Source organism: Haloarcula terrestris, from assembly GCF_031624315.1.
GTDB lineage: Archaea > Halobacteriota > Halobacteria > Halobacteriales > Haloarculaceae > Haloarcula > Haloarcula terrestris.
On the sequence record NZ_JAMQOM010000016.1, the window covers coordinates 1 to 26469 of the forward strand.

A 26469-nucleotide genomic window follows, 5' to 3' on the forward strand; every position below is an offset into this window, starting at 1 on the left:
GCGACGCCGTGCGTGCGCGAAGTTGGTACGGTGAATTTCGTGAACTTGTCCTGATGTGTGCAGTTCACAACATCAAGCAATCTCTGAAACAGTGAAATCAAGCTACGTCTGGCGATTCACCACGGCCAGCTGATTTTACATCGTCTTTGTCCGCCGAATATACCCACATATGGCACTCATCATTGTCGTAGACAAATGAAATCCGTTTTTTAGTGAACCCAAACGAGTATTCTGCATCTGAGATATCGCCATACCCGAATCTCCAGATCTCATCTCCTGCGACAGCGTAGAAGGCATCATCCAAAAATAGTATGAGAAAATTCAGATACTTGTCACTATCTGGTTGCGAGACACCGATTGTAGTTCGAGGGTTTCGTTTGTCACCAACCCTGATTCCTTGAACACCCGTTCTGAAAATGTAGTTCGCATTTTTAATACCATCCTCAACTTGTCCGTGTATGTCTTCATTATACTGAAATAGAAGATCGTCTATTTTCCGATAGTACTGGTTTTCTTTGATCTGCATTTCTAGTGATATTTCACCCGTATTTTGTATTTTTGTAGATTCATATTCAAACCGACCTCGATCCATCTTCAGAATGGCCTGAGAGTTTTTCGCACTAACATTGGAAAGAAAGAGACCAGATGATGCATTCCCACTAGTGACGGACAGCCGAACGCGATTATTTCCAAGCCAATCGAGACTCATAGCTCCAATATCAGCCATAGTTGGAGACAATACGGACAACGAGATGGTTTTTGTGGTGGATAGAATGCCAAAAGGAGACTTTGCGGTCATCTCGACTATTAAAAATCAGACTTACTTCTGCCCACAGCTCGGAATTAACTGCGCAACTGTGACAATATCTAGTAATCTATCTAACACAAGTCACAAATTGCGTAATGAAGTAAGGCTTAATAACAGAACTCAACAGTGCCGCTTCCCAGTCCTGGCCAAGCGGTACGTCGTTCGTGACGGCGAAGTCCTCCACGCGAACCTTAGGTTCCCCGACCCGATCGACGAGTAGAAGTAGTTACCGATACGGTTTTTTTATCCACAATAGAGGCTGAAACAGCCGGTGAGTAGAGGGACATAACTATCGGTCGGATCGTCTATGTCTCTATAGAATGGTAGGAACGAAGTGCTATATGCAGAGCAGGTATGTGGCACGTCGTGGTTGATCGATAAGGGCTGCTTACGTGTATATGAGACTTTCTTACTTTATCAGCCGATAATAAACACACTTTCACCTTGTCTCGCAACCGGATAGTCGGCTTGTTCCTTCTCGTTACACTCCTATTCGGGTCAGGGTTTCCTGCAGTGAAGACGGGCTTGTCGTTCATCCCGCCACTGCTATTCGCAGCGACTCGGAGCTACCTAGCCGCTACGCTTCTATTGGTATATGTCGGCATAACGACTGAGTACTGGCATCCTCGTTCACGACAAGACGTGACGGCGGTACTGGCTGGGGGGCTATTTCTGGTCGGGGGGACGGGTATCGGTTTCGTCGCCCAGCAGTTCATCACCGCCGGCGTTGCGGCAATCATCTTCAGTCTCGCTCCGATTATCACCGCGGTCCTCGCTTGGCCGCTTCTCCCCGCAGAGCGCCTATCGGGCCGGGACTATGCTGGCGTCGTCGTGGGCTTCGTTGGCATCGCCGTCGTCATCCGTCCCGACCCGGCGAGCCTCCTTGATCCCGAACTTCTCGGTAAACTGCTGTTCTTTGCTGCCTTGATCGTCGTCGAACTTGGCGCTGTCCTAATTCGGCGGAGCCGTCCGTCAATGCCAATCCCGGCGCTAACCGGGTGGGCGATGCTGCTCGGTGGAACCGTCCACGTGGTCATCGCACTCGCAGTCGGCGAGTCGATTTCGAACATCCAACTGACGCCGCTTGCAGTGGCTTTGGTAATCTATCTCAGCGTCTTCATCGGGGCCCTCGGACTCGTGCTGTATCTCGTGTTGATGGGCGAGATAGGTGCCTTGAAAGCGAACCTAACAACCTATCTCACCCCTATCGTTGCCCTGATAATCGGGTGGGTCCTCTTGGGCGAGCGTATCGATCCGCTGACGCTCACTGGATTCGGGATCATTATCGCCGGCTTTGCACTCTTAGAAAGCCGAGAGATCAGCTCCGAAGTCAAGAAGTATCGCGACGTGTTCCGCTGAAACAGTTCGCTGGTACGGCGGCGAGCCGGTCGGCGACGGCCACCTGCAGGGACAGTTCGCGGCCCTCAAAGACGTCATCGGCGATATGCTCGACAAGAGCGTCTTCACGCCGTCGACGGCGAGACAGTACCTGAAACGGAAGCTGGCCGAGCGAGTCGGAGACCGACAGGCGCTGCTCATTCCGACCGGGGAATCACCCTTCGAGAAGGCGAGCCTGAACCACTCCTAGTTCGATCTGCTTCGTGGCAGCTGCTGTTTTTCAGGGGCCGGAATGGGTGAGCCCCGCCATAGGCTCGTGATTCGATGACCTCAGACGACGACCCGTTCCACAACTGCGAGTTGGATCCTGAGACGATTCTCGGGACACACACCTTCGAAGACGTCCTGTTCACCGACGAGACGGAAACCTCGGTGAACGTGATCACCGGCGAAACACCGGCACATTCGCAAGCAACCGTCGAAGAAGCGAAAGAGTTCGCTGCGAGTATCGACACAGAGACGCCCCAGATCGCGCTCCCCGCATCCGTCGAGTCGCAGGTCGAAACACAGAGCAAGCCCTACACGGCGGCCGCATTCTTCCACTTCAAGGCAACTGGCTCGCTCGAACGCCACCGCGCCTACCACGCCGCCTACGAGGCGGACGCATTCGTCGTCGACTTCGAGGCCGACTACGAATCGGGCGCCCTCACCATCACTGTCGAACAAGCGGACGAGGCCTGAGAATCCGCCGTCACGAGGAGAGTTTTTTCGAGCGCCGGCGATGGGTGCCGGCGCACACGCGTCGGCGGTGATCGATGTCGACACGAAGTCAACTCCGATTCATCCAACGGAGCGAGACCGCAGGCGAACAGTCCGATACCGACCGCATCGCACAAATCTACCGACACTCGGACGGCTATCCCGACAGCGTCCTCCGTGACCTTGTCCAGCTGAAGGAGTTATTAGACGAGACACGAACAGAGCGCGGGCCTGCGTACGCCGCTGCCCAGTTCCTGTTCCTCGAAACGCTCTCGACGATGACTCTCTACGTGGATGAAGGTCGTGATCGGAGCATCCACGCTGACCAACTCTTGGATTTCCTCGAGCCGGACAATATGGAGCATCTTGACCAGCCGCTGTTCCTGCTGGGACACGGTGTCGAAAACCCGGCTGACGGGATCCACGGCGACGAGGAGTACCTCTACATCGTCGAACTCCCGACGCGGAACCCGTTTGATGAGCCGGCCAAGTTGACCGTCAAGGTGAGTGGACACTCCGCGTTCCCGCGCTGGGATGGCCCGACCGAGGAAGCCTCCGAGCGAGCAAGCTGGCAGTCCCACGGCCCGCTTGAGAAGGCACTCACAAACCTGGTTACTGGATAGTCCGTTCATCAACCTAAATCCAAAAACGTATTTATACGAGTGAGTGTTAAGGTATACACAAATGATTTCAAAGGCCGGACTCGCCGTGATTGACGCGCTGAGTACCGGTCGCGAGGCGATACCAGTAGACCTCGCAACGGAAACCGGGTATTCACAGGCACACATCTACGAGGTGCTCGATGACTTGCTAGACGCGGGGTTCTTGGTCGAATGCCGTGGGCCCAATAACCAGCGGCAAGTCCGTGTCGCGGACCACCCGGTCATTGAAGCATACCGGACGTTGCAGTCGGAACTCAGCCACGTTGAATGGGCCGACCTCCTCTCACCTGCTACCCTCCAAGTATGCTGGTTTCTCGACGAGCCCCGCCGAGTATCCGAGATTGCAGAGCGACTCGAGATTACTCGACAAGGCGTTCATAAGGCGCTGTCGCCGCTCAAACATCGGGCGATGCTGTCCCCGTCCGGCCCCGAGTATGCGGTGAGTGAGGACCTCGAACCGCTGCTGACGTTCGCTCAGGCCGTCGTGATCCATGAGCACAGATCACGAGCACGGGAGCTCGCGCCGAGTGCGACTGTCGAGTGGTGCGATCCGAAACACGCACTCGTCCGCGTGCAGACCACCGAGGATACGGACACGCTCCTAGACAGACCTGATTGGCAGGTCACTGGAATCGGTCGATTCGAGGAGTACGGGCTACAGTTCTTCCTCGCGGGGGAACCCGCGTTCTGGTATGCACCCGACGAGGAACTCACGCCCGCCGACGTAGTGTGTCACACCCTCGTCCTCGATAGCGGCTCCCGCCGCGTTAGCTATGCAATGCTGTTGATCGAAAAGTTGGACATCGACCAAGAGACGCTCACAGTCACTGCAACGTGGTACGATCTGGAATCCACGATCGCTGCGATGTACCGGGCACTGCAGGTAGGGGTTGAGGACTCGGACGAGCTCCCTGTCGTCCTTCCAAGTGAATCAGAATTTATGGCGCTCAAAGAGCAGTACGGAGTCGCATGACTGTATTCAAGGGTGGTGAGGCCATCAAAGAGTTCCTCGAGGAGTTCGACAGTTGGCTGTCGGAGTCCGTGACGGTGTATCTCCTCGGCGGATCTGCGATGACAGTTCGTGGGTTGAAAGACCAGACCGAAGATATCGATCTCGCAGTGGGTGTGGTGTCCGAGTTCGAGCACGTCCACCAGACGCTCACATCTGAAGGATTCACGGTTGTCGATGAACCTACGGAGTCGTTCGAGGGCGTCGGAAAAACCGTCGAACTACATCACGAAGATCGCGGGTTTCGGATCGATCTCTTCGAACGGCAGATCGTCGGGAAAGTCTGGATCACCGATCGGATGCATGACCGGGCCGAAGAGTTCTGGACCGGGCATTGTGTAACCGCGTTCATCCTCTCAGATGAGGATATGTTCCTGCTGAAAGCAGTCTCCGGCGGGGACCTCGCGAGTGGCCGTCGACGCGACATCGATGATATGCGGAAATACGCCCAGCGTGGCCTGGACTACGAATCGATTCTGGCCGAGATCGACGAACAGCGGCCATTTAACACCGGATCCACGGAAGCACAACAGATCCGTGACCGTTCACATCCGCTGTTCACGGTCGAAATGGCGGTAAACTCGCTTTCGGGACTGCCAAACACATTCACCTCCCAGATCACGGAATTTGCTACGGAGTTCGAGGTGGAATACACTGTTCTGGGAGCGGTCGACGACGGTATCGACACCGTCGACGCCATCCGGGAGCGAGTCCTTGCGAATGTGCGAGCACTGTCGGACGACCAGGAGGACCCCGTCGACGACGCGATTGAGCGACTCGTTGCAAAGCAGGTTCTCAAGCACGACGGGGATACGATTCGACTTCGGTAAGCAAGCACTCCAGCCGCGGTTGGTGTTTTTCCGTCGCGCAAGGGGTGCGGGACGGCCCGCCCGTTCCGACCCAAAGATGAGTTCCTAGAGTATCTCGTCACGGTCGGCCTCGCGGACGATGCAGCCGAGCTTCGTAGCGTTCATCGAAGACGGTGGCCTTGATCATCGCTTCAAGAGTATGTTTGGCCACTGGTCCGCATCAGCCGAGGATATCGAGACACTACTCCATTTTCTCAAGCGGCAACAGAAGTGACGAGGGCGACACTCAGAGGTCGATAGACCACCTTGGCTGAAGTGGCGAACAAGCGGTGAGTAACCACTATCTAGGGACTCGGTTTGGTGTGCCTGTCAAAGCCCGGTATTGGATAGCCCACACGACAGCCAACTGACTGCTAGTTAGGAAGTCCCACCGGGCCCTTCACCCGATCTGTGCTGGAGCCACCTCGTGCACGCGACCTCACTCGCTCCTACCGGCAACTGAGTGACGAGAAAACCATGCTCACGCAATGGCTTTGCATCAGCAGAATCCGCGGGTTAGTCTGGTTGGGTATTGAGAGCGCTGGAGTCCTGGTGTGTGTTGATGTGGGCCAGCCGGCCCGAGAGAAACCGGGCTGGGTGACTGGTGGACCGTCCCAGCGCGCGACGCCACGGACAGACTCGCGATACTCGTCTGTCGTGTCCTCGGTCGCTGGTGCTCACGAGGACGACGGGACGCTGCGCTCGGCGCGGTCGCGCGCCTCACGCCGGTCCATCGTGCCTGCAGTGGCGGGCGCGATCCCTACCAAGCATACAAACCTAACAGACCTGTTAGCTGATTTCGCTCACATCTCGTTACCTACTCTGGCCCATCCCATGTAAGCCGGTCAACAGTTGGGAACTCAGCTTTCGCTGTCTGTGGTGGGTTATAATATCTGGACTGGACATCATAGTAGCCGAATTCAGGAGGGATACGGGCACACGCCGTTGCCAGGTTTTCATCCGCTGTATGGGTTATTACACGAATTCGGGCATTCTGGTCGAATAAGCGAACTGCCAACGCGACCAACGCCGCATCCCGCCAGTTGTTCGTCTCCGGATATTTGCTTTGCTGGTTGAGAAAGGCATCTGCAACGAACCGGGCTTTCTCAACCGCCCCAGCGGTACTATCAAAGTCTTCTGTTCGGTCACCTGGCAGCGGGGTAGCTACCCGAAGCCACCCCTCTTCGATAGCCGTATCGAGGTACGGATTCGTCGGTGAATCCCCACTCCCAGTATCCGCCAACTCGTGGTAGACTGCTGCTGGCACCCAGATTTCGGTTCCAGCTTCTTCAACAGCACTCTTGAGCGATTGTAGTCGCGGACTGGGATGCTTTCCTAAATTCCGAAACATCACCGTGTCCGCAATGTTCGCCGTGTATCTCCTCGTCATTCGGTCTACGTGTCGGTCAGTTCTTCGAGGAGATCGCTGTCGTCCTCATCGAAATCACCCGGTGTGTACGTCGTCGGAGCCGATTCGCTGTCACCGAGGTCAAGAATCGAATAGAGAGCTTCAACAAGGTCATACGCGATTCCAGGCGAAAGATCCGTGAGACTCGCGATTTGACGGATTGTGACATCGCCCTCACTGTGCTCCTTCACAAGATCGTGTGCTAGCGCGAATGTGACAATACCGTGGTCTTCAAGAACTCGCTCGATTGCTGGATATTCGTCTTTGTGTGCGATCACTTCGATAAGTTCCGGGGTGATAGAGACCTCGGTCTCGCGGACCGTTAACGTCAGTTCGAATTCTTCAGCAGTGTACACAGCGGTACCAGTATCCTCAGCAACCTTGCTGACAAGGCCTGCCTGTTCCAGTTTATGCAGGTAGTCGTACACCGTCTTTTTCGAGACATTCATTGCTTCGACGAGTTCGGGGCCTGTTGTGCTCTCTGAGCGTTTAATCGATGTATAGAGGGCAGCAAGGGACGGGTTCTCGAGCAATTCTGTGAACGTCGGAATCCCGGTGATCATCCCCGGGGTATCTCCCGTGTTTCGAACGTGTTCTGTATCGTAGCTCATTTTGTATAGTGTTACGAAACTAGAAACCATAAGCGTTTGCTACGGGCATGGGACGCTGTCGTGTTCACGGCGAAGATACTGCCCGTTTGCTGAAGGATATCCACCCCGGTCCGTTCGCAAAATCTGAAGGATCCATTTGACTAAGCTACGTCTTTCTCCTCTCGAATCTGTATGATCGACTCAAAGCCCGAAACATCAGCAAATCTGTCTCTGATCTCCACCTCACTACCTTAATTCAGCGAGAGAATCCCGTCCTTCCCGCGAAGGACGAGTGTTCCGACGCTCAGCCGGAACCGAGGACTGAGCAGGGCGGGAGTGAATCGCGTAAGGTCTGGTGAGAAACCGCCGCGTTACTGCCGGTTGTGAGTCTCCAACGGGGGTGATCAAGTTCTACTTTCACTGTGGTTGGCTGACATTCAAGTCCCGAGCGAACGTCTGCTGGAACGGCTGATGAAGCGCACCAACACGTTCGCCGTGCGCCCACTCTCTGACGATGGAGAGCAGGTGCTACGGGGCCTGTTGGACGCTTCCGCCGCTCTCTGGAACGAAATCAATTACCAGCGCCTCATGCGCTACAACGACGAGGACGGTTTCGAGGGCGACGTGTGGGACGCCGACACCGGAAAACTCGAAGGCAAGTACAAAGGCGTTCTCGGCGCCTCCACCGCCCAGACCGTGCGCCGAGCAAACAGTGAAGCGTGGCGGTCGTTCTTCGAGAACAAGAAGGCGTACCACGACGAGTCGAACACGTCGGTAACGGAACACCCGGAACCGCCGGGCTTCCGTGGCAACGGGGACGACGGACGTGTTCTCAAAGGCGTCGTCCGAAAGGACGCATACACCGTCGAATGGGGCGACCGGTCTCGCCTTGAGATAGTTGTCGGAGAACAACTCCGAGACAGGCACAACAGCCCGAAAAGCCGCCTACGGTTAGAAATCGTGGGCGACCCGAACTGGCCTGACTATGAGGACCAAAGCCGCCTTGAACTGTGGTACGACGAGACTGATAGCACTTTCCGAGCTTCGCAACCCGTGACGATTACTGATACACGGGTGACTCCACTGGCCGCAGAGACGGCCGCTCTAGACATCGGTGCAAACAATCTGGTCGCCTGTACCACGACGACCGGCGAGCAATATCTGTACGAAGGCAGTGAGTTGTTCGGGCGATTCCGTGAGACGACGCGAGAAATCGCCAGATTGCAGTCCAAGCTACGGGAGGGGCGATACAGTAGCAAGCGCATCCGGCGACTGTACCGCAAACGGACCCGTCGCCGCGACCACGCCCAAGAAGCACTCTGTCGTGACCTGCTGGAACGACTGTACGTCGAGGGCGTGGACACGGTGTATATCGGTGGGTTGACCGACGTACTCGAAACACACTGGTCAGTCGAGACCAACGCCAAGACGCACAGCTTTTGGGCGTTCAAACAATTCACCGAGCGACTGGCGTGTACCGCTGGAGAATACGGTATCTCGGTGGAAGTGCGGTCGGAAGCGTGGACCAGCCAAGAGTGTCCACAGTGCGGTTCGACAGACCGAACGACACGGCACCAGGACACGCTCACCTGTCCGTGTGGGTTCGAGGGGCACGCCGACCTCACGGCGTCAGAGACGTTCCTGAAGCGGCACACAGAAAAAGCAGTCAGGCCGATGGCACGGCCCGTGCGGTTCGAGTGGGACGACCACGAATGGTCGGAGTCACCACACTCCCTCGCGAGGGAAAGTCCCAAAGAACAGCGCACAGACCCGAGTACCGTCCACCGTGACGGGAATGTTGCTTCCGGGGACTCTTAGACCGGTTGAGACTCCCACGGAGGAAACCGCGCCGTTTACGGCGCGGAGGATGTCATGGCTGTGGAGCTGTTGACTAGCGACTTCCGTACGCTTAGCGCGGACGGAGCCGGTTCGCCCCTGTATCGGAACGAACAGAAACCAGTCGGCCGCGAGCCTGGCACCCCGCACTCGCTTCCCACTGTGTACTGAGCGAGTACTGGGCAAAGGCAGGCGGCAATCCCGTGTTCCCCGACCCCTGACGGGTAGTCCGTATGGGGGCCGAGTTATGCGGGTGAGAGTGTCCGGCTGTCGCCGGATTGCGTCGAACTCTCGTATTCGAAGCCGACGTGGATCCGGCAGTTTGCGCCCGGTCTCTTCGCACGCTGATCTTGTAGGCACTCGCCGAACACGGGACCCACGGCTAAGCGAGAACGAACACGCCGCGGGGTGAGGCGAGTGATGATCATCGTGTTGAACTCTTCCAGTTTGAGGGGTATCTCGGAAGTCAGTCCAGAATATCGTGGCAATCGTATTAAAATTAGTCGGGGTGTGTTACCAACGCTCACAGTATAGACAACCGAATGCCGAACTCAGATTGTTGAACGACGGACCACCGCCCACTTGTGCTGTTTCTCGACTCAACGGGTGATACATCGCGGAGTGTTTTCAGGAGAGCGTACAGAAACTATTTGACGGCCCGATCTGAGCTCCAAGAGTCTGTATTCCATTCTCACCGATATACTTATTAATAAATCGGTGGAATTGGAATCTATGAGGGAAGCGGAGCTACGGGTTATCGACTGTTTGCGGGATCAGTCCTACTCGGTTGGCGAGTTGGCCGATGCGATCGACAAAAGTCAGAGCTGGACCTCGGAGGTCGTTGGCGACCTCGAAAACGCCCATCTTGTGGACCGAACGGATGGAGTCCAATTGGCCACCACGTACGAAGCGTCACTGCTTGCTGAGCTCCTCGACCGCTACGCACTCGAGAAAGTGCTGACAGGGACGAAAGAGGACATTTTGAGTGCGCTGCTTAGCAGCCCAAAGACGATTTCGGAGTTACAAAGGCAGGGCTTCGCCAAATCTACGCTCTACAAGCACTTGAACGAGATCCAGGAGACCGGCGCGATCGCACACACGGACGACGGGTATGCCATCACCGATGACACGCTCCGGTCGTTTCTCAAAGCCAGAACCCGAACGACACCGTTCGAAACCGAATACCGCGCGAACGGTGACCGAATCGTCGCGACGAGCAAGGACACTGTCGATGGGATGCCGACTGCGTTCTCGGCGTTCACTCGCTACGGTGTTGACTATCACCCAGCGAAGACCTACGTCTATCCAGGTGATCGCTCGCTGGGACTTGAAGAGGTTCTGATCCATGCGGTGACCGTCGCTGAGACCAAGAAACAGATGGCCATGGCTGGCGTATTCTATCTGACGCACCGCGCGACCCTCGACGCCAGCGACCTGTGGCGGCTCGCAAACAGGTGGCAGTGCGTCGAGAAATGGGCTGACCTCTTTGCATACATCGATCAGCGGGAGGTCCAACACGATGAGCTCTTTCTCCCGTGGGCGGAATTCATCGATCTCGCGAACGACTATGGGGTCTACCCACGCGGCCAACATCCGGAAGATAGCCTTCGACGGGGGCTCGGAGAGCTTGGAGACCACCTGGAGACGCCTGTCGACGTGTATCTGCTCGGGGGTGGCAACCTCATTCTGCGTGGGTTAAAAGATTCGACGAAAGACGTCGACCTCGTCGTTGCGGACGGACAGACGTTCTTTGTAATCGCCGAATCGCTCCAGGACCTGGGATACGAGGAGCGTAGTGACTTGGAAGCGGCGTACAACCAGCTCGATCCCAGTATTGTGCTGGAGAAGGAAGGGTTTCCGCGCTGGGATATTTTCGTGGAGGCGGTCGCCGGCCAGCTCCAGTTGACGCCGGCGATGATTGAGCGGTGCGACCAATCATTCGAGTACGGCAATCTCCACGTACATCTGCTCTCGCTGACCGACATCTTCGTGTTCAAATCGATCACGGAACGCGAAGGAGATCTCGAAGACGTCGCACTGATCGCCAGACAGGCCGACCTCGACTGGAAGAGCATCTTCCAAGAGATCAAGACCCAGGAAAATCGCACTGGCCAATTCTTCTCGTTTGCTGTGCTCGATACGCTCGATGTCCTCGACGAGCGGCACAATATTGTTTCGCCAATCACGGACCGGCTCGTCTCGTACTGTCTTGAGAACGCATTGCTCGTGTCGCTGGAGGGCCCAAAAACGATCGAAGACCTCCGAGAAGAGCTGGACTTCCCCGATCATCAGATCTACAACAAACTCCGGAAGCTTGAGGAGGAGGGGCAGATCACCGTCGACCGCAGCGGTCGGCTCAATACGTACCAGCGAGCTGAATCAACTGACCGTTAACGCTACACCACGATTATACTTGATGAGTGAGTCGACGACATATGGACCTGGAGGAGGCCGTCGATTACCTCGCCGAAGAATTTAATCTTGAGCGGAGCGAGCATGTCCGCGAAGTTGGCCAGTCTGTGGCTGATCTTCGGGACTAACAAGAGGCTATTGCCCGCTCTGAGGGCTATACTCACTCATGATCAGGATTCGGTCGGATCCAGCGTGGCTGGCTCCACGTTGATCCGGAGGCGATACGTACTGTCGGGTGATCCGGTGTCGGATAGCGTCGGGTCCAGCAGAGAGTACCCACTCGTGTACGACTCGACGAGGACCTCGCGGGTGGGAAGATCGATCCCGACTTGGTCGGCGAGGTAGACGATTCGCTTGGTCGCTGTTCCGTTATCGAGTCGTTCGAGGTACTCGCCGACGGTGTCCCAGGCACAACCCTGCTGGTCGGCGGTTCGCATCGCGGATGCGAGCTCTCGAAGGCCACCAGAGAATTCGGGATGGTCCGCACAGTCGACCAGTGTTTTCTCTAAGTCGCTGACCTGTACGGTCGTCCCATCGAGGGACGTCGGTTCAAAGCCGAAGAACTTCCCCTCAGTGACTGTCGTGACGCGGTACGGAACGCCGTGGATCTCCCGGCTTTGGGCTCGGGTCGGCGTGACGACGTAGACCGTCCGAGGGACCTGTTCGGTCAGCCCGTGGTGGCTGAGGGCACTGTCGTAGCCGATGTACATCGGTGCAGCGACGTGGGCAGCGATGAGGTACTCGTGCGTTGTGTACACGCCTTCCTCACCGGCAGTCAGTGGAATAATGAGATATGTGCCCGGAAAGAGCCGGTCGAGCCAACCTTTCTCGGTGAGGCGGGAGGTAATCTCTCGGCCCGGTATCTCGGATAGACACTCCTCGATTTTGTGTGGCCGCAGGCGGGTGGCGGCCAGACAGGGCTGCTGGGAGGTGATATCTCAAATGGGAGAAATTCGCTGTCCACGCTGCAAGAAGACGTTCCAGACCAAATATAACCCCGAACGGTTTCGCGCTGGGTCATTCTACGACGCAGAGCGCGATGAGGAGTACGATCAAGTCTGTGAGGGCTGTCACCGAGAACTGACAGACAAGTAAGCCGGGTCTTCTACTCCGCAATTTTTTCGCCAACTGGGTCAGGGATTGTCTCCAATTCCGTCTTCAGTAGTCGCTCTCGCTCGTCGGTATGCGTATCCTCTTCGATCAGGAAGGCTTCGACGGTTTCCCGATCACTGTGATACTGGATTGCTGTCTCGTATCCATACCGAGTGTTCACGCCTGGTGCTGACCAGTGTATGATACGCACCAGAAACTCGCGATCTTCCCACGTCTCAATCTCGACTGACCGCGGTGCATCGAGTTCTCGTCGAGCGATGTCGATCACTTCGTCGACGACCGGCCCGATCGTTTCGATGCTCGGAATCTGACGCTCGTCGGATAGCTGTTGCTCTGGAGAAAAGTGTGGCTGTGACATGAGAACGGTGCGATTCAGACTTGGCCGTCATCGCTCAAAAAGCTCCGGGTCGGGGTGGCTCCAGCTGGCACACGTCGAGGTACTAGTCCCATGGAGTGTCGGATAGATCGCAGGCGTGGGTCTGTCGGCCCGGGAGGAACCAAGGCTGGATGGCTGGTGGCCCGTCCCAGCGCGCGACGCCACTGACAGACTCGCGATGCTCGTCTGTCCTGTCCTCGTTCGCTCCTGCTCACGAGGACGACGGGGCGCTGCGCTCGGCGCGGTCGCGCGCCTCACGCCGGTCCATCGTGCCTGCGGTGGCGGGCGTGATCCCCGCCGGGAATCGGCCGGTTCTCGGCTGAATGCTACACTAAATTACGATACTCAAAGAATGAGAACACATGGCGTATTGTAACTGTTGGGAATCGGATACAAAGCTCCGGACAAAGTGGTGTGGTCGCCGGCCGGTGACTGTCGGGTTGTGCGCCACGAGGGGCCGAAGTGAGCGAGGGTCGAGCGTGGATCTGCCAGCGCTGGCTCAACTCGAGTGTGGTCGTGATCGGCGTGGCCCTGGACGTCCGTGGCCGGCGACGTGCGTGGCACAGTGGATTCGCATGATGCTCGGTGGGGCTGGCCCGTCGTGTGCAGTCCCAATCGGACTCCAAGAAGCGAGACAAGACATATCTGTTCTCCAATAGTTATTGCCGAGGCTTGAGTAGGCAGCCTTCACTCTATCCGAGGCCCGCGATGCGCCACCGGTTCCTATGTTCTATTGCTTATGTATTGTTGTTGCCGGCATTCGTCTCGCGACTGAATCACTGGAGGACAAGATAAAGAGTGTAACTAATCGGGGGTTCCGGTGAATTATACCCACGTCGTCTTGCGATTTAGTGTTAGTTCAGTCGAGGGTGGTAATTCACTGCCGGTAATTCAAACCGGGCGAAAACCGCCGCAGTCTTGCGATTTCAGTGATGTAATAGTAGCAATAAAAAGAAGTGTGAAAATATGATAGAACTGAGGATGGACGTTCTTGGTATCCACTCTTACCGGCGGAGTAGAGAGAATCACAGTCGCAGAACAGCACAAAAGTATTAGATATTCTAAACACAGAAACGAGTTCACAACGGCAGATTACATGAACTCAGATACGTCGCGCCCCTCCTCTCTTGACTCAGTTTCGTCCCGCTCTTCAGTCTCGTTTGAGTCTCCCTCTGCATCTGATTCAGTGGGTGATTCACCGCCTTCCTGCTCGGCAGATTCCGCCCCACCTATGCTGGGGTCTGGATCCGACTCAGAGAAGAGTCCCCCAGTGTTGTCGTCAGACTGCTGGTCGTGATCGACACCGTCGTACTCACCTTCTGAATCTGATAGGTCTGGGTGGTCTGTGTCCGGGGACGTGACGGCAGTGTTTGCTGTTGTCTGGTCAAGTGGGTCGCTCGAATCGTCGTCGCCCAACCCGTCTGTCGCGTCGACGGTCGTCTCGACTTCGGGGTCACGATCCGGCCACCTGTCTCTGGACTCATCGTCGGCGTCCTCACCAACTGACCCACGGAGTACATCGTCAAGTCGCGCCCGAGTGAACGAGAACCAGCTGTCACTCTCTATGTCGGTGTTGTCCTCAGAGGGTTCCGGCTCCGAACTGCCCGGCGACTCCGCACCCTGTGCCGGGAGGCTATCGCGAACATCCGCCAGTTCGTAGGACTGCCCGTGGACCCACGTCGTCCGAGAGACAGCAACGCACTCTCCGGGCTGGAAGTCTCGGAGCAGGCCAGATGTGACCGGCGTTTTGTCCTTCTCTCGGTAGGTGTCCCGTGCTTGTGTCCGTGGGTTTGCGCCGCGCCCCTGGTGACTCATCGAGACCATCTCGGAACGGTCATACTGCCGACTCTCGCCAAGTTCGTCCAGGATGAAGTCCGTCGACTCTCTGTCACCCGGACCGAAGTAGACTCCTTGCGGGCAGTTGCCGACAATCCCAGAGATGGTACTGTAGGTGTCCTTGAGCTGGCCAATTGTCTGTACGCCGACCAGTGCCCGAGCCTTGTGCTTCCGACCTCGGGCTGTAAGGTTCGTCACCTGAGTAAGCGCCGGCAACGCGTCAATCTCGTCGAGGATGTGGACCGTCGGGTTTGAAGCGTTCATCGCGTAGCGGATCGACCAGTCTACGAGCAGTTGGTACATCGGCCCGAGCGTTTCCAGTTCTGTTGGGTTCGAGTCAATGACGAGGACCCTGCCTTCAGGGTTCTCAATGTACTCTTGCAGGGAGAATTCTCCGTACTCTCCGAAGTCGCCAGTGAAGACTGGGTCGACGTTCTCCTTGATCGTTTGGTAGACGTTCTGTGCGCCTTTGCCCTTGTCAGGGTCAATATGGCCCGAGTCCAGTCGGTCGAACTCATCAAGAGCCTCCTTCAGCGCGATGTGGCCTTCATTGAGCAACGAGACGATATCGGCGTGACAGAGCGCGTGACGGCGATTGTTCTTTTTCGCGCTGAGATGGAGGTACATCAGCATCTCCGCGAAGGTCTGTTTGGCGGGCCGGTGGAACGGGTCGTGGCCATCAGCCTCGCCGAAGATCGCGCCGGCGACCTCACGAAAATCCGACTCCGAATCGGCGTCCTTGAAGAGATTCCAGACTACGTCGCTATTTTCGTGGCGGATGCGCTGAACGTCGAAGCCCAGCCCCTCATAGAACACTTGAAAGTCCTCCCCAGTATCGTGGGCGATGACCGCCGTGTTACTGTAGTACGGGAACTGGTAAGCCAACAGCTTCATCATCGACGTCTTCCCCGACCCGGTCTCGCCCACGACGGCTGTGGAGACATCTTGATCGAGCGTGAACGGCATCTCGGCCTCTTGGTGTTCGTGAGAGATCTCTTCCAGCGGGACGACGGACTCCCCGTCGTCGTGATCCCATCGGTTCATCGCGAGCATTTCCGGTGACGTTCGGCGTAGCAGTTCCCCGGAGAACACGATACCGATTGAGATGGCATACAGGATCACCGTGATCGAGTACGAGACCATCGGCAACGATAGCCCGGGCACGGTGAAGTCAGCGAACAGTGTCCCCACTGAGATGGCAGCCAGAACGTGCGCGAACGGGAACAACAGCGCTGCGCTGGGAGTCTGGACAAGCACGTCGTAGAAGAACGCCGCGCTGATGAGTCCGAACCCGAGGTAGATGTAGCGCCACGCCCAGAACCGCTTCGGAAGGACCTTGTCACTATCGACGATCATCGGCGGGAACAGCAGCATGAACCCAGCCCAGACGAACCCGACGACGTTGTCGTACTTGAGACTATTCGGAACCTCGCCGGAGCGTTGTCCTGGTGGTGCAGAGGAACTAGAACTCACTGCCACCACCCACGCTTGCGTTCGGGGTCAGCTTCGGGTTCGAGGGCAACTTCGGCGTCATCGTCGCGTAGTTCCTCACGCCGTTCTGAGAGTGTCTCAGTTTGCCGCTCATCGCTTGCTTTCTCAGCCGTTGGCTGTCCGACGTCTTTCTGCTGACTCTTCTCAGTCGTCCTCTTGAGGGCTTTTTCGGCTTCGGGGTTCAACGACAGTTCTGCCTCGTGGTACTGCTCCCGTGCTTCTTCATCCACGACCCGGCCAATGTCATCCGGGGCGTCGCGAGCAGCAGTCGTTGGGTCCCTCGTCCGGGAGGGCTCTTCATACGCGGTCGCTGCTTGTTCGCGCAACTGTCGGATATCTTCCCGATCCATCTCCAACTCTGCGCGCTCGCCAGTCGCCGCGATGTGTGCGTGGGGAAACTCTGTGTCTCGGTGGACCCCATACACGTAGTCAGTCGTCGGCTGCTGGGCAAACTCACTGTTCATGAAGTCCCGAGTGTTGGCACGGACTTCTTCTGGCGAATATTGTCCCGTGGGATCAGGGGAGACGATCATGTGCCGCTGGAATCCGAACTCTCGGCTCTTGTCGACAAACCGATTCACCTCTGGATCGGACAGTTCTCGGCCAGCGGGATTCCGTAGGTCAACTGTCGCTCCGGCGTCCTGTTCGCGATCACGCTGAATGTAGTCGACGAGGTTCCCTGCACCACCTTCTCGGTAATCTGTTTTCAGCATCATGCGCTCTCACCTGCCGATTCAGCAGCAGTCGAGGCATCTGACTCAGAGTCGCCTTCGGCTCTCGATTCGAGACCCGGATCTTGTCCGACGTGTTCACCAGCAAATTTCAGCGCAAGCCGTCGCTGCTCAGCTGAGTAGTCATCTTGAAGCAGTTTCCAGATCGCAATGGTGTATGCTGTTCTGACCTCCTGAATGGTCTTCACCTCTTCCATTGTTCCAGACTCAAACTCCGCTACCAGCTCTTTCACCTCGCGCTGTGCCTCTTCCAGCAGTAGATCTATGCTCGTGTCAGTGTTGTACCGACGATACTGGTTCTCCCCAGTTTCCCGGTCAATGTGTTCCTCAATAACCTCGTGTCCGTATTTCGAGGTAGATGTCCCCGCCTCGTCAGCCAACTGATCAAACCACTCTTTGTACGCTTCGGTGGTGTAAATCTGGAGTAGAGTGTCTCTCTCAGTCATTCCTGACCCTCCTTGTTTCGGATGCTTTCAACCTCTTCTTGGACTTTCTCCGACGCTCCTTCCATCGCAGCAGCGCGCTTGTCTGCCGGGAACTCAGAGGAAATTAAGTCCCACAGAGCGACCGAGTAGAACAGTTCCTGATCCGTGTCAATGTCTGTTGCTCCGTCAACCTCTGCTGCGACAATATCTGCTAAATCATCAAGTTCCGACTCAAGATTCAATTCGTTGGCTCGTTGCTCCTTCAACTCACGATCAATGCGCTGTTCCGTAGCCTTCAGAACGTACTCCGATGGCTTTTCATCTGCTTTCTGCGCCTGCTTTACAACCTGTTCTCCCTGTTCTGGGTTCAATCGAATCGAGATGACGTTACTCATTTGAATTCTCCGTAGTGTCGAACTCCAAATCAGTCTCTGGTTCGATACCACCATCAGCGATAACTGCATCCGGCTGTGCCTGGTCAAGTGCTACAGACACCACGTCCACCAACTCGTCTTCACTGAGTCCATTGAGGACGTGTTCAGCCTGCTCAGGCGACAGTCCGTGGTTGGTTAGCTCTTGCTCAACTGCCTTCGAGCGTACGAACTCTTGGAAGTCAGCAGCGCGAGAGTCAACCTCGTGAGCAACAACGTCGAGCGTATCTTCCGCGTCAGCGTCGAGGTCAATAATCTGCTTCTCTTCCCACGACGTCTTGATCGTCAGCGGGTAGTCACCATGTTCGTCGACGCGAACCAGTGCTTGCGAGTAGCCCTGGCCGTCACCCAGTGACTCTTTCCCAGCTTCAGCGTGCTGGATGTAGGACTGCTGTTCGCTCGTCAGTCCAGCGCTTGTTGCTGTCTCGTCGCCTAGCTCTGGCTCACGGTGATGGACCTTGATTGGGCACATCCCCGCGATTTCCTCAGCGGCTCCCTTATCCTCGAACTCCGAGAGCGTCTGGGACAGCATCACCAGTCGCAGTCCAGCATGGCGCTGGTGCCGAGCAATCTGGTTCAGCGACTCTAGATTTGCGTCGTCGTTGAACAAGTAGTGAGCTTCGTCAATGATGATCTCGACCTTCTGCTCCATATTCTTGGCCTGCTGGTACAGCGTGCTCAGAAGCAACTGCATGATGAACGACTGCTTGCCAAGGCCACTGCCCGATCCTTCGACCTGCTGAAGGTCCAGATACACTGCCTTGCTGCTGTCGTCAATCAGCCGCAGGTCCGACTCTTTCGAGAGGTTGCCGAAGGTACTTCCCGGGCGGAACGGATGCAATGCAATCGAGAGCTCGTTTGCGTACTGCTGAATTTTCTCCCGGGAAGATTCCGTCGTCGCTCCCGGGAACATACCCGGCTCTTCTTGGAGGCGGTCAACCACTTCCAGGAAGTCACTCAGGTTGGGTGAGTTCTCCGGCGTATGTGTCGCTGGGTCCGCTGGGTCGATCTCGGACTCGAAGAAGATTGTGTCGATCAGGAATGTGATCAGCCCGCTGTGCATCTCTAGATCGACATCCCGCGACTGCAGGAAGTTCTCGATGACGCCGTAAACTTCGTCTTTCTTGGCTGAGACGGGCTGCATATCCGGGGATTGTTCGAGCACATGCGGCGGCGTCGGGTGCATCTCGCACGGATTTAGCGGCGTCTCCCCGCTGATTGTGATTGTCTTTGCATCCAGCATCTGCGCGCTGCCGTGCATATCCCCAACCGGGTCGATGTAGATCTGCTTGACGTCCGACCGCTTTTTCAGCATCCGCATCGCCCGGGCCTGTGTACCATGTGTCTTCCCACCGCCGGGCATCCCAGTTACTAGTTCCGAGTGGCCGGTTTCCAGCGCCCACGGGTCGATCAACAGCGAGGAATCGTTGTGCCCGTGCAGTCCGTACTCGATTCCGTTGTCCATCCGGAGGTAGTTCGACGAGAACGGGAACAGCGACCCGAGGGCATCCCCAGTCATCGATGAGAGCCGGTTCTGGCCCAGCTCGTTGGCCCCGATCGGTGAGACTGTCACCAGTCCTTCTTCCTGCCGGCGGGTCGTTCGTTTGACCCCGCAATTAGACGGTGAGTCCCGCAGCAGCGTTTCGAGCCGGTTCGTTTGCTTGCGGAGTTCCTCTTCGGTCTCTGCAGTGAGCCGAACGAACACCCCAACACGGAACAGCGACGTGTGGTTGCGACGGACCATCTGCCGGATGTACTTCGCCTGGTTGACCTCCTGTTCGATATCTTCCGCTTCAAGCTTTCCCTTGTCGTTTTGCAGCATCTTCAGTGACGAGATCCACTCTTTCATCACCGATACTGCTGCATCAGAATCGTATGGGTCAATGTGGATTGAGACATCGACGGCAAGCTCCGTATCCAGCAATAGTTGCTCAAGCATCCCATTGGTCGGATGCTCGGGATACGTCTCGATCCAGAAGCAGCGCGTGTACGTCTCCTGATCGATGAGTGCGTGGTCGGCTGCCCACTCGATATCTGTCGGCGCGACCAGCGACCGGTGGTTCTCTCCGGGCCTGTGCAGTTGGGAGACGAAGTCAGTCTCATCGACCTCGTAGTCGGTCCCGCCAACGTCGTCGGTCTCCATGCCCTCCGCAGCGTCGTGGGCTGCAGCACCGTCGCCGTGCTTAATGAGTTCCCGTGCGGAATACGTGACTGGCGAGACTGAGGCCGCCGCTTCATACTCGCGTTCCGACCGGGTTTCACAAGCCCAGTAGTCCTCGGTCAGGTGTGCCAGTTCGTGGGGACTAACCGAGCGGCTACGACACCGATACAGGTTATTGACTGCCCTATCGACGGTCCCGAGCCGGTCGTGGAGTTTCTTGGCCTTGAACTCCTCTTGCTCGGCCTCAGTTAGCGTATCGCTGTCGAATCGAGCAAATAGTCGACCAACGACTGGCATCCCGGCCATGTAATCAGCGATGGAGTCATTGGTCATCTGGAGGTCATGAATATCATCGTCGGTGACCCAGACGACGATGTAGTACTTGCGCTGGATCTCAGTCTCGGTCTCGACGGTGCCGCTGTCGTCGGTGTAGCGGTTGATGAACTCTGTCAACACCCCTCGGAAGATCGGGTGACTCTTCGCGTCGGGATCTTCGAGTCGGTCGATGTGGGATTCGATATGGGACTCGTTGTCGACCTCGGTCGTCGTGACGTGGAGTTTCGCTCGCCCAGTCAGAGATTCTGACAGGCGTGTGAGTGATGTGACGGCTTTGTCCCACTTCTCGTCGTCCTGCAGCGCCATATTGGCGGGTTCGACCTCGACCGCGCCGACGTACGCTCCGTCGACGCGCTCGATGCCGTGGGGCATGATCCGCTCAAGTCGCGTGACTTGGCGACTATCCTGATTGCCATTGTCGTGAGTGTAGTGGCGCTTTTTGACAAGCCAGAAGAGTCTGACCCGCAGCCACTCCGTCAGCCGGTAGTGATCCGGCCGGACTTTGTGGAGGATGTAGAGGAATACTTCGCCAAGCGCTGCTAGACCCAACGCTGGGAAGAACAGCGCTGCTGGCACGAATGGCATTCCCATGGCAACGAGGAAGCCAAACGGCGGGATGAGGAACAGAATGAGTTCCCCAAGCGTGTAGTCTCCCCAGAAGTTGGTTGTATCTCCAAGAGATTCGTGGATGATGTTCGTGTTGTAGTCTTCTTGTGAGTCAGCCATTAGTTATCGTCCTCTGAGTATGTATCTGGCAGGCCATCTCGGTACACATCCGGCCCTAATACATCGTCATCAGTTGCAAACACGTCCTTGAGCGTGTCATACGAGTCGGACCCATCGGTGTCGGTATCGGTCCCGTTTTCGTCGAAGTCCTCGTCGGAGAACGGCGGGTCGACGTCAGACTCGTAGACTCTGGTATCGCCGGAGTTGATCTGTGACTGGCGCTCACTGATTGAGTCGCCGTCAGATGGACTAGTTCCAGCGGAGTCACCGGACGCAGAACTCCCGTTGCTGGAATTAGTGAACTTGCTGTTGAGAACACTGCCAGCAGATGAGCCGCTGGACCCGCCAGAACCACTGGCAGGCGGTGTGGAGCTACCAGAGCCACCGGACCCACTGCTACCACTGCTTCCGGAGGGTGGGGCGGAACCGCCTGAGCCACCGGAACCACTGCTGCCGCCACCTCCGGAGCCGTTGGTACTACTTCCGCCACCACCGGAGCCGTTAGTACTGTTTCCGCCGCTACCTCCGCCGTTGGGACTGCTCCTCATGCCAGCAGGGTTGGCTGCCATCTGGCGGTGGACCATCTGAGCACCCGTGGCAGCGCCGCCAACGCGTCCTTTTGCGGCGCTTGAGGCAGCTCGAATCGTGCCACCCGTCGCCATTGCTGCGCCGGGGCCACCGACCACTCCCGCTCCGGCTGTCGCCGCTGCACCAGTGGCCGCCGCTCCAATCTTTGCTGGTTTTGCGACCGACTTTTTACCGCCAGCAAGCGCCTGCTCGCTGACTTGAATCGCTACGCGACTACTCCGCTGGATGAGGATTTTCTGTGACTTCGCCGCCAAGTACAGTGTCACGAGGCTGATGAACAGCGACAGCTCAGAAGCCAGTCCCCAGTTTGTCGCTTCGAAGCTCATGCGGATCAGAATCGCAGGCGGGATGCCCGCAGCGAGGACGCCCGGATACGCGCCGGCGATTTGCTTTGCCAGTCCCGAGAAGCGGTTCATTGGCCAGACTTCCACTGCCCAGAACGTCGCCACCAGCGGCATCGAGAGTGTGAGCAGGAAGACGAGTAGCCATCGGGTGATGAAGATGAACGCCGCCTTGAGGTAGACGTACAGTCCGACGATCATCAGAACGACGAAGATCCCAAGGCTGAGATCCGCAATCTGCTGGGCTGAACTGATTAGTGCGGCTGCCTCCTTGGGGGTGTGTGATCCCTTGTATATTGTTCGGCCAATCGCATCGAAGAACTGCGTCCCCAGTGAGGCTACTGGGAGCCAGAAGAACAGCGAAAGGAAGGCAACTCCGAGTCGGCGAAGGAGCTTCTTCCGGATAACCGGGTTCATCGACCCGTATCTAAGCCCGATCATCGCCAGAACAGAAAACTGGATGCCGAGCGCTAACCCGACGATTGCATCGAAGTATATATTCGAGATTAACGCGTTCCACGGAGCATTACTCGCAGACTCAAATGCAATGTCGACAGGGGCTGCTGAATTCGGTCCTTCGGGAGAAGGTGTGCCTACCATCGGGTCAATAAGCCACTCAAAGAACCCCTCAAAATACCCAATTATGTCTGTTCTGAGTTGATCAAGGAAGCCACTGATACCAGCTGTAATTGCCGACGAGAGTTCTCCAACCACCCTCTCGACAACCTCCTTCACGATTTCCCCAGCAATTCCCGACTGCATTGCTACGTCTCCGTCTCCGTCTTCGTCGGGGTTGTGGTGACTTCCTCTGGCTCACCAACTAGCGACTTTTTGCACCCATTAGTATTGTTATATTTGATGGTCTGAGAAACTGTAACTGTATCACTCCAGAGGAAGTTAACTGCCAGATGGTGGTTGATCTCAGCTATCTCACCAGCTTCATCAGCTCTTGCACATATTCCTGGGCCATCCTTGAGGAGAAAATCAAATTTAACGGCAGCAGATTCACCGGGCTCCACTGGTACAAAGCGCTCACTTCTCGTTTCACCATCTAGAAGCGTCTGTGATGCTGCGTCTGTGCGTTGGCCCACGTTCCGCACAACCATCGCCAAGCTACCATCGACGAAGTCTGGATGTTCAGTCCCAGGGATAACCTCCTCAAACTCAAACGTGGTACCCAGTTCGAGTGGGAGTTCAGTTTCGATGTCGTCACCACGGAGATAGAGCGTGTGCTGACCCCGAGGCAGCGGTTCGTACGAGTCCTCTCCTTCTGTTAGCGAGAGGCGTGTCCGGGTTTCACCAGCACTGAAGTAGTCACTGGAGAACTCCCGACCGGACTCTGTGATGATGCTGACCGATGACGGCTCGATCTCATTGGTCACAGCCACTTCCAGAGCCAATTGGCGGCCGTTCTCTACAATCTCAATCGATGTCTCTTCGATGTAGTCGGACTGCTCTTCTGGCGGGCCGGCGCTTCCGTCACCTCTGTCACTGCTATCAAACAGCCCGCCACTGCATCCTGCAAGCGCGGCAAGACCTCCGCTAAGGAGTCCAAGTACTGTTCTGCGGTCGATACTGCTGTTTCGTGGTATATCTTGCTTTGTCATGGATTATACCAACCAACAAATTTGCCTCTCGTCCAGACGTCGTAGCCATACAGCGCCAGCACAGCCGGCAACAACGTCAGGAGCGTCACTACAGCGAGATCGATGAACTCCGCAAGGTCTGGGAGATTCACTTCGTAGGCGACCCGCTCTTGGGTGTCTCGTACCGGGACAGCACGCCCTTGCTCCCACCAGATTTGGGTCGGGCTGTACTGGATGATCGCCGAGGAGACTTCGCCCTGGTCGACGGTGACCGTAATCTCATCATCGCCAGACAGTGACCGTTCGACCCGGGACTGGCCCGTTGCGACAGTGACGTTCCCTGCCGCAATCGGGAAGCCAGCCGTCGGTTCGACCCGGACCAGCAGGTCCGTCGAGTTGTCGGTCAAGTTGACGACCTCGGAAGTGATATTGACCTCGCGGATCGGCGTCGGGTTCGTCGAGTCTGTGGGCTGTTTGATGCTATTCCCACGGACGAGCCCGCGAATCTCGAATGTCTCCGTCCGAAGTTGTTCTGCGCTCCGAATCGTGAACCGATCCGCTGTCGTGAATGACTCCGAACGGTCGATCCGAATCTCTGGCGGGAGCGTGGTCCTGTTGGTCGCGTTGGCGGTCGCGTTCCCCGTCGCGTTCATCGGATATGTTGCTTCCAGCGACGGCACGAACTGCCAGCCGCCGGAACTCTCATTTTGCACGCGTTCGACCGTGACTTCCGGGCCTTCTGTAGTCCGTACAGCGTGGGTTTCAAGCGGTCGAACGGGCGTTGTCGTGTTCTCCGACCAGTTCTCCCAGCCCGGCGGTGAGCGAGTGTAGAACCGCCACTGGCTCTGGACCTCGTATCCGGCATCGAACTGGACGCGCTGCCAGCTGCCGGGGATTACAGTCCCGATCCGATAGTCGTCGGTTGTAGCCCCTCTGCCGTTGGGGACGACGCCGGGTTCGACGGTAATCTCTCGTTCGGACAGGTTCTCTACTTGGACCGTCCGTGAGTCCGTGACCGTCAGTCCATACTCGGTGATCCCGCTACCAATACGATTCGAGAGGTTCACCGAGATTATCGTCTCCAATCGGAATTCGGTGGTTCCGGTGATCCCGGTGTAGTTGAGTGTGGGCTGGGCGGCAGTGCTGTTGTCCATCTTCGTCCCGTTAGCGTACAGCGTCGTCTTCGTCGACGTGTTCACCAGCCGATAGTCATCCTCGAAGACCTCCGAGAGGACTATCCGGTAATCGTGAATCACACGGACGGTCCCATTCGGGCGGACAAGGCGCTCTGTCCCCGGCTCTCGATGGACAACTGTTGATGGCTCTACACTGAAGAACGCGACGTAGGCGTCTCGAATCAGGAGTCCAGAGCGAGTGTCTGTGACGTTCACTGGTCGCGAGGAGTTCTCGATCCCAGTCCGGAATGAATCGTGTTCAGGCCGATTCCACAGCGTCACGTTCGATGGCTCGCGGGAGACCATATCGCCCGTGCATGAAGGCAGGACGGCCAGTGTGCCGTTCTCAGCCTCTGACCGGTCGGCCCGCGTAAGATTCGGATGGTCAGGGTCGCCAGACCACAGCGCACGGAAGAACGTGTGGTTGTGGTTGTAGGACCGGTTCGGAGGCACGACGCCTGCTGTCGCGTTGTCCCCGACAGAGGCATTGGCCGGCGGATTCGAGGCGTTCTCGTAGCACAAGACTTTCGCGCTGAGGTTCTGCCTTGTTCCGACTTCGACGGACCTGTTCACTGCTGTCTGGTTCGCTGCTGACCCTCGATCGCCGGACTCGTTGCCCTCGGTTCCGTTGTCTGCTGGTCCTCGGGCACTGGACTCATTGTTTTCAGTGTCGTTCGCTTGCGATCCCTCTCCGCTGGAGCCATTCGGTGCAGTGGCGTTTTGTTGGAGTACCCCCACGCCACTGGGACTCCCGTCGGTGAGGGTTTGTGCCGTCCCCCGCTCTATCTGGGCCGGGTCGCTGCCAGTGGCAGACGTAGGCCCCGCAGCTGCGGCTGTCGAGAGCAGCGAGCAGAAAGCCGCAATCACCAGCAGTGAGCGGAGTGTTGGCATCGTGCGTTTAGAATGGCGTCACGCAGTCCGAGAAGCCAAAGCCAACGTTGTTCCCGAACTTCGTGATGAGTTCTGGGGCCACGATTGCCAGCACAACGACGCCCAGGCCGACAAGCGAGAGGATGAGGTCCCGCCGGGCCTCGTTTTGCTGGTTCGGGTTCCCTGACGCACGCATATACGAAAGACCACTGCGACCGACGAAGACCATCGTTGCAGGAAGGCCCAGACCGGCCAGCGCTCCAAAGACGACAGAGACGCCGTCTTCGACAGCAGTGTCACAGTAGATGCTCCCTACGTCGGTCTGGCCCATCGCAGTGCCAGAGAACAGTATGAGTACAAGGAGGAGTTGGGTACTCTGTCTTACGGCTGGAGTACACCATACCTCGGCAAGTCGCCGTTTCGCGTGATTTCGTAGCGTCGTTCGTGAATTCGATGCGGTCTGTCCGTGTGATGTGTTGCTCATGGATGTCTCTAATTGGAGTGTTCTTACTGGCTGATCGAGCGTCGGAGGGTTTCTATTCTCTCTATATCTTATTATTTATTTATTTTATCTCTTGATCTAACTCTTCAGAATATTCTGATATCTCAGTGA

The 26469-nt window shown here is 56.8% G+C and carries 20 protein-coding genes and 3 pseudogenes; 9 read left to right on the forward strand and 14 right to left on the reverse strand.

Features of this window, described 5'->3' with window-relative positions; all coding sequences use genetic code 11:
• A pseudogene (locus tag NDI54_RS19370) lies at nucleotides 1–95 on the forward strand (IS5/IS1182 family transposase); the annotation flags it as partial.
• A 2-nt stretch (nucleotides 96–97) separates the two neighbouring features.
• Here the strand turns inward: NDI54_RS19370 and NDI54_RS19375 are convergent.
• Nucleotides 98–727 (reverse strand): hypothetical protein, encoded by a 630-nt coding sequence (locus NDI54_RS19375; RefSeq protein WP_310898014.1) that lies wholly within the window; start codon nucleotides 725–727, stop codon nucleotides 98–100.
• 549 nt (nucleotides 728–1276) lie between these two features.
• Between NDI54_RS19375 and NDI54_RS19380 the strand changes: the two genes are divergently transcribed.
• From NDI54_RS19380 to NDI54_RS19405, 6 genes and pseudogenes are all read left to right on the forward strand, one after another.
• Nucleotides 1277–2167 (forward strand): DMT family transporter, encoded by an 891-nt coding sequence (locus NDI54_RS19380; RefSeq protein ID WP_310898015.1) that lies wholly within the window; start codon nucleotides 1277–1279, stop codon nucleotides 2165–2167.
• Nucleotides 2166–2396: pseudogene (locus NDI54_RS19385) on the forward strand (DUF6735 family protein); the annotation flags it as partial. The gene NDI54_RS19380 and the pseudogene NDI54_RS19385, both read left to right, overlap by 2 nt.
• A gap of 74 nt (nucleotides 2397–2470) precedes the next feature.
• Nucleotides 2471–2887, forward strand: a complete 417-nt coding sequence (locus NDI54_RS19390; protein ID WP_310898016.1) for a hypothetical protein — start codon at nucleotides 2471–2473, stop codon at nucleotides 2885–2887.
• Nucleotides 2888–2961: 74 nt separating this feature from the next.
• Entirely contained in the window at nucleotides 2962–3528 is a 567-nt protein-coding gene (locus NDI54_RS19395; protein WP_310898017.1) for a hypothetical protein, read from the forward strand.
• Between the two features lie 61 nt (nucleotides 3529–3589).
• Nucleotides 3590–4540, forward strand: a complete 951-nt coding sequence (locus NDI54_RS19400; RefSeq protein WP_310898018.1) for a MarR family winged helix-turn-helix transcriptional regulator — start codon at nucleotides 3590–3592, stop codon at nucleotides 4538–4540.
• Nucleotides 4537–5406: a hypothetical protein gene (locus NDI54_RS19405; RefSeq protein ID WP_310898019.1), complete on the forward strand. Its 870-nt coding sequence runs from the start codon at nucleotides 4537–4539 to the stop codon at nucleotides 5404–5406. Before NDI54_RS19400 ends, NDI54_RS19405 begins: the two co-directional genes overlap by 4 nt.
• 835 nt (nucleotides 5407–6241) lie before the next feature.
• On the opposite strand, the gene NDI54_RS19410 is transcribed toward NDI54_RS19405, so the two are convergent.
• Complete coding sequence (locus NDI54_RS19410; RefSeq protein WP_310898020.1) at nucleotides 6242–6814, reverse strand: hypothetical protein; 573 nt, start codon at nucleotides 6812–6814, stop codon at nucleotides 6242–6244.
• 5 nt (nucleotides 6815–6819) lie between these two features.
• The gene (locus tag NDI54_RS19415) at nucleotides 6820–7443 is read right to left on the reverse strand and encodes a helix-turn-helix domain-containing protein (RefSeq protein WP_310898021.1); all 624 of its coding nucleotides are present in this window, start codon (nucleotides 7441–7443) and stop codon (nucleotides 6820–6822) included.
• A gap of 450 nt (nucleotides 7444–7893) precedes the next feature.
• Here NDI54_RS19415 and NDI54_RS19420 point away from each other — a divergent pair, with 450 nt between their 5' ends.
• Nucleotides 7894–9240, forward strand: coding sequence for an RNA-guided endonuclease InsQ/TnpB family protein (locus NDI54_RS19420; RefSeq protein WP_310898022.1), 1347 nt, complete (start codon nucleotides 7894–7896; stop codon nucleotides 9238–9240).
• 750 nt (nucleotides 9241–9990) lie between these two features.
• A complete protein-coding gene (locus tag NDI54_RS19425; RefSeq protein WP_310898023.1) occupies nucleotides 9991–11652 on the forward strand; it encodes a transcriptional regulator in 1662 nt (553 codons plus the stop codon).
• A gap of 188 nt (nucleotides 11653–11840) precedes the next feature.
• Here the strand turns inward: NDI54_RS19425 and NDI54_RS19430 are convergent.
• The 11 genes and pseudogenes from NDI54_RS19430 to NDI54_RS19480 all read right to left on the reverse strand — a co-directional run.
• Nucleotides 11841–12527: pseudogene (locus NDI54_RS19430) on the reverse strand (type IV toxin-antitoxin system AbiEi family antitoxin domain-containing protein); the annotation flags it as partial.
• A 248-nt stretch (nucleotides 12528–12775) separates the two neighbouring features.
• A complete protein-coding gene (locus NDI54_RS19435) occupies nucleotides 12776–13141 on the reverse strand; it encodes a hypothetical protein (protein WP_310898025.1) in 366 nt (121 codons plus the stop codon).
• A gap of 1110 nt (nucleotides 13142–14251) precedes the next feature.
• The gene (locus tag NDI54_RS19440) at nucleotides 14252–16468 is read right to left on the reverse strand and encodes a type IV secretory system conjugative DNA transfer family protein (RefSeq protein WP_310898026.1); all 2217 of its coding nucleotides are present in this window, start codon (nucleotides 16466–16468) and stop codon (nucleotides 14252–14254) included.
• On the reverse strand, nucleotides 16465–17202 hold the full coding sequence (locus NDI54_RS19445) for a relaxase/mobilization nuclease domain-containing protein (protein WP_310898027.1): 738 nt from the start codon (nucleotides 17200–17202) through the stop codon (nucleotides 16465–16467). The genes NDI54_RS19440 and NDI54_RS19445 overlap by 4 nt, the downstream gene beginning before the upstream one ends.
• Entirely contained in the window at nucleotides 17199–17663 is a 465-nt protein-coding gene (locus tag NDI54_RS19450) for a hypothetical protein (RefSeq protein ID WP_310898028.1), read from the reverse strand. Before NDI54_RS19450 ends, NDI54_RS19445 begins: the two co-directional genes overlap by 4 nt.
• Nucleotides 17660–18037: a hypothetical protein gene (locus NDI54_RS19455; RefSeq protein WP_310898029.1), complete on the reverse strand. Its 378-nt coding sequence runs from the start codon at nucleotides 18035–18037 to the stop codon at nucleotides 17660–17662. Before NDI54_RS19455 ends, NDI54_RS19450 begins: the two co-directional genes overlap by 4 nt.
• Nucleotides 18030–21296: a VirB4 family type IV secretion system protein gene (locus NDI54_RS19460; RefSeq protein WP_310898030.1), complete on the reverse strand. Its 3267-nt coding sequence runs from the start codon at nucleotides 21294–21296 to the stop codon at nucleotides 18030–18032. The genes NDI54_RS19455 and NDI54_RS19460 overlap by 8 nt, the downstream gene beginning before the upstream one ends.
• A complete protein-coding gene (locus tag NDI54_RS19465) occupies nucleotides 21296–22987 on the reverse strand; it encodes a hypothetical protein (protein WP_310898031.1) in 1692 nt (563 codons plus the stop codon). The genes NDI54_RS19460 and NDI54_RS19465 overlap by 1 nt, the downstream gene beginning before the upstream one ends.
• A gap of 2 nt (nucleotides 22988–22989) precedes the next feature.
• Nucleotides 22990–23832: a hypothetical protein gene (locus tag NDI54_RS19470; RefSeq protein WP_310898032.1), complete on the reverse strand. Its 843-nt coding sequence runs from the start codon at nucleotides 23830–23832 to the stop codon at nucleotides 22990–22992.
• Nucleotides 23829–25877 carry a hypothetical protein gene (locus NDI54_RS19475; protein WP_310898033.1) on the reverse strand — a complete coding sequence of 683 codons (2049 nt, stop codon included), beginning with the start codon at nucleotides 25875–25877 and terminating at the stop codon, nucleotides 23829–23831. The genes NDI54_RS19470 and NDI54_RS19475 overlap by 4 nt, the downstream gene beginning before the upstream one ends.
• Before the next feature lie 7 nt (nucleotides 25878–25884).
• Complete coding sequence (locus NDI54_RS19480) at nucleotides 25885–26187, reverse strand: hypothetical protein (RefSeq protein WP_310898034.1); 303 nt, start codon at nucleotides 26185–26187, stop codon at nucleotides 25885–25887.
• Between the last annotated feature and the right edge of the window lie 282 nt (nucleotides 26188–26469).

Coding starts and splice junctions, on each gene's coding strand:
- NDI54_RS19470 (WP_310898032.1), bottom strand. CDS start 23,832: ATGACAAAGCAAGATATACCACGAAACAGCAGTATCGACCGCAGAACA.
- NDI54_RS19410 (WP_310898020.1), bottom strand. CDS start 6,814: ATGACGAGGAGATACACGGCGAACATTGCGGACACGGTGATGTTTCGG.
- NDI54_RS19450 (WP_310898028.1), bottom strand. CDS start 17,663: ATGACTGAGAGAGACACTCTACTCCAGATTTACACCACCGAAGCGTAC.
- NDI54_RS19400 (WP_310898018.1), top strand. CDS start 3,590: ATGATTTCAAAGGCCGGACTCGCCGTGATTGACGCGCTGAGTACCGGT.
- NDI54_RS19460 (WP_310898030.1), bottom strand. CDS start 21,296: ATGGCTGACTCACAAGAAGACTACAACACGAACATCATCCACGAATCT.
- NDI54_RS19405 (WP_310898019.1), top strand. CDS start 4,537: ATGACTGTATTCAAGGGTGGTGAGGCCATCAAAGAGTTCCTCGAGGAG.
- NDI54_RS19415 (WP_310898021.1), bottom strand. CDS start 7,443: ATGAGCTACGATACAGAACACGTTCGAAACACGGGAGATACCCCGGGG.
- NDI54_RS19435 (WP_310898025.1), bottom strand. CDS start 13,141: ATGTCACAGCCACACTTTTCTCCAGAGCAACAGCTATCCGACGAGCGT.
- NDI54_RS19425 (WP_310898023.1), top strand. CDS start 9,991: ATGAGGGAAGCGGAGCTACGGGTTATCGACTGTTTGCGGGATCAGTCC.
- NDI54_RS19465 (WP_310898031.1), bottom strand. CDS start 22,987: ATGCAGTCGGGAATTGCTGGGGAAATCGTGAAGGAGGTTGTCGAGAGG.
- NDI54_RS19395 (WP_310898017.1), top strand. CDS start 2,962: ATGTCGACACGAAGTCAACTCCGATTCATCCAACGGAGCGAGACCGCA.
- NDI54_RS19390 (WP_310898016.1), top strand. CDS start 2,471: ATGACCTCAGACGACGACCCGTTCCACAACTGCGAGTTGGATCCTGAG.
- NDI54_RS19445 (WP_310898027.1), bottom strand. CDS start 17,202: ATGATGCTGAAAACAGATTACCGAGAAGGTGGTGCAGGGAACCTCGTC.
- NDI54_RS19475 (WP_310898033.1), bottom strand. CDS start 25,877: ATGCCAACACTCCGCTCACTGCTGGTGATTGCGGCTTTCTGCTCGCTG.
- NDI54_RS19375 (WP_310898014.1), bottom strand. CDS start 727: ATGGCTGATATTGGAGCTATGAGTCTCGATTGGCTTGGAAATAATCGC.
- NDI54_RS19455 (WP_310898029.1), bottom strand. CDS start 18,037: ATGAGTAACGTCATCTCGATTCGATTGAACCCAGAACAGGGAGAACAG.
- NDI54_RS19480 (WP_310898034.1), bottom strand. CDS start 26,187: ATGGGCCAGACCGACGTAGGGAGCATCTACTGTGACACTGCTGTCGAA.
- NDI54_RS19420 (WP_310898022.1), top strand. CDS start 7,894: ATGAAGCGCACCAACACGTTCGCCGTGCGCCCACTCTCTGACGATGGA.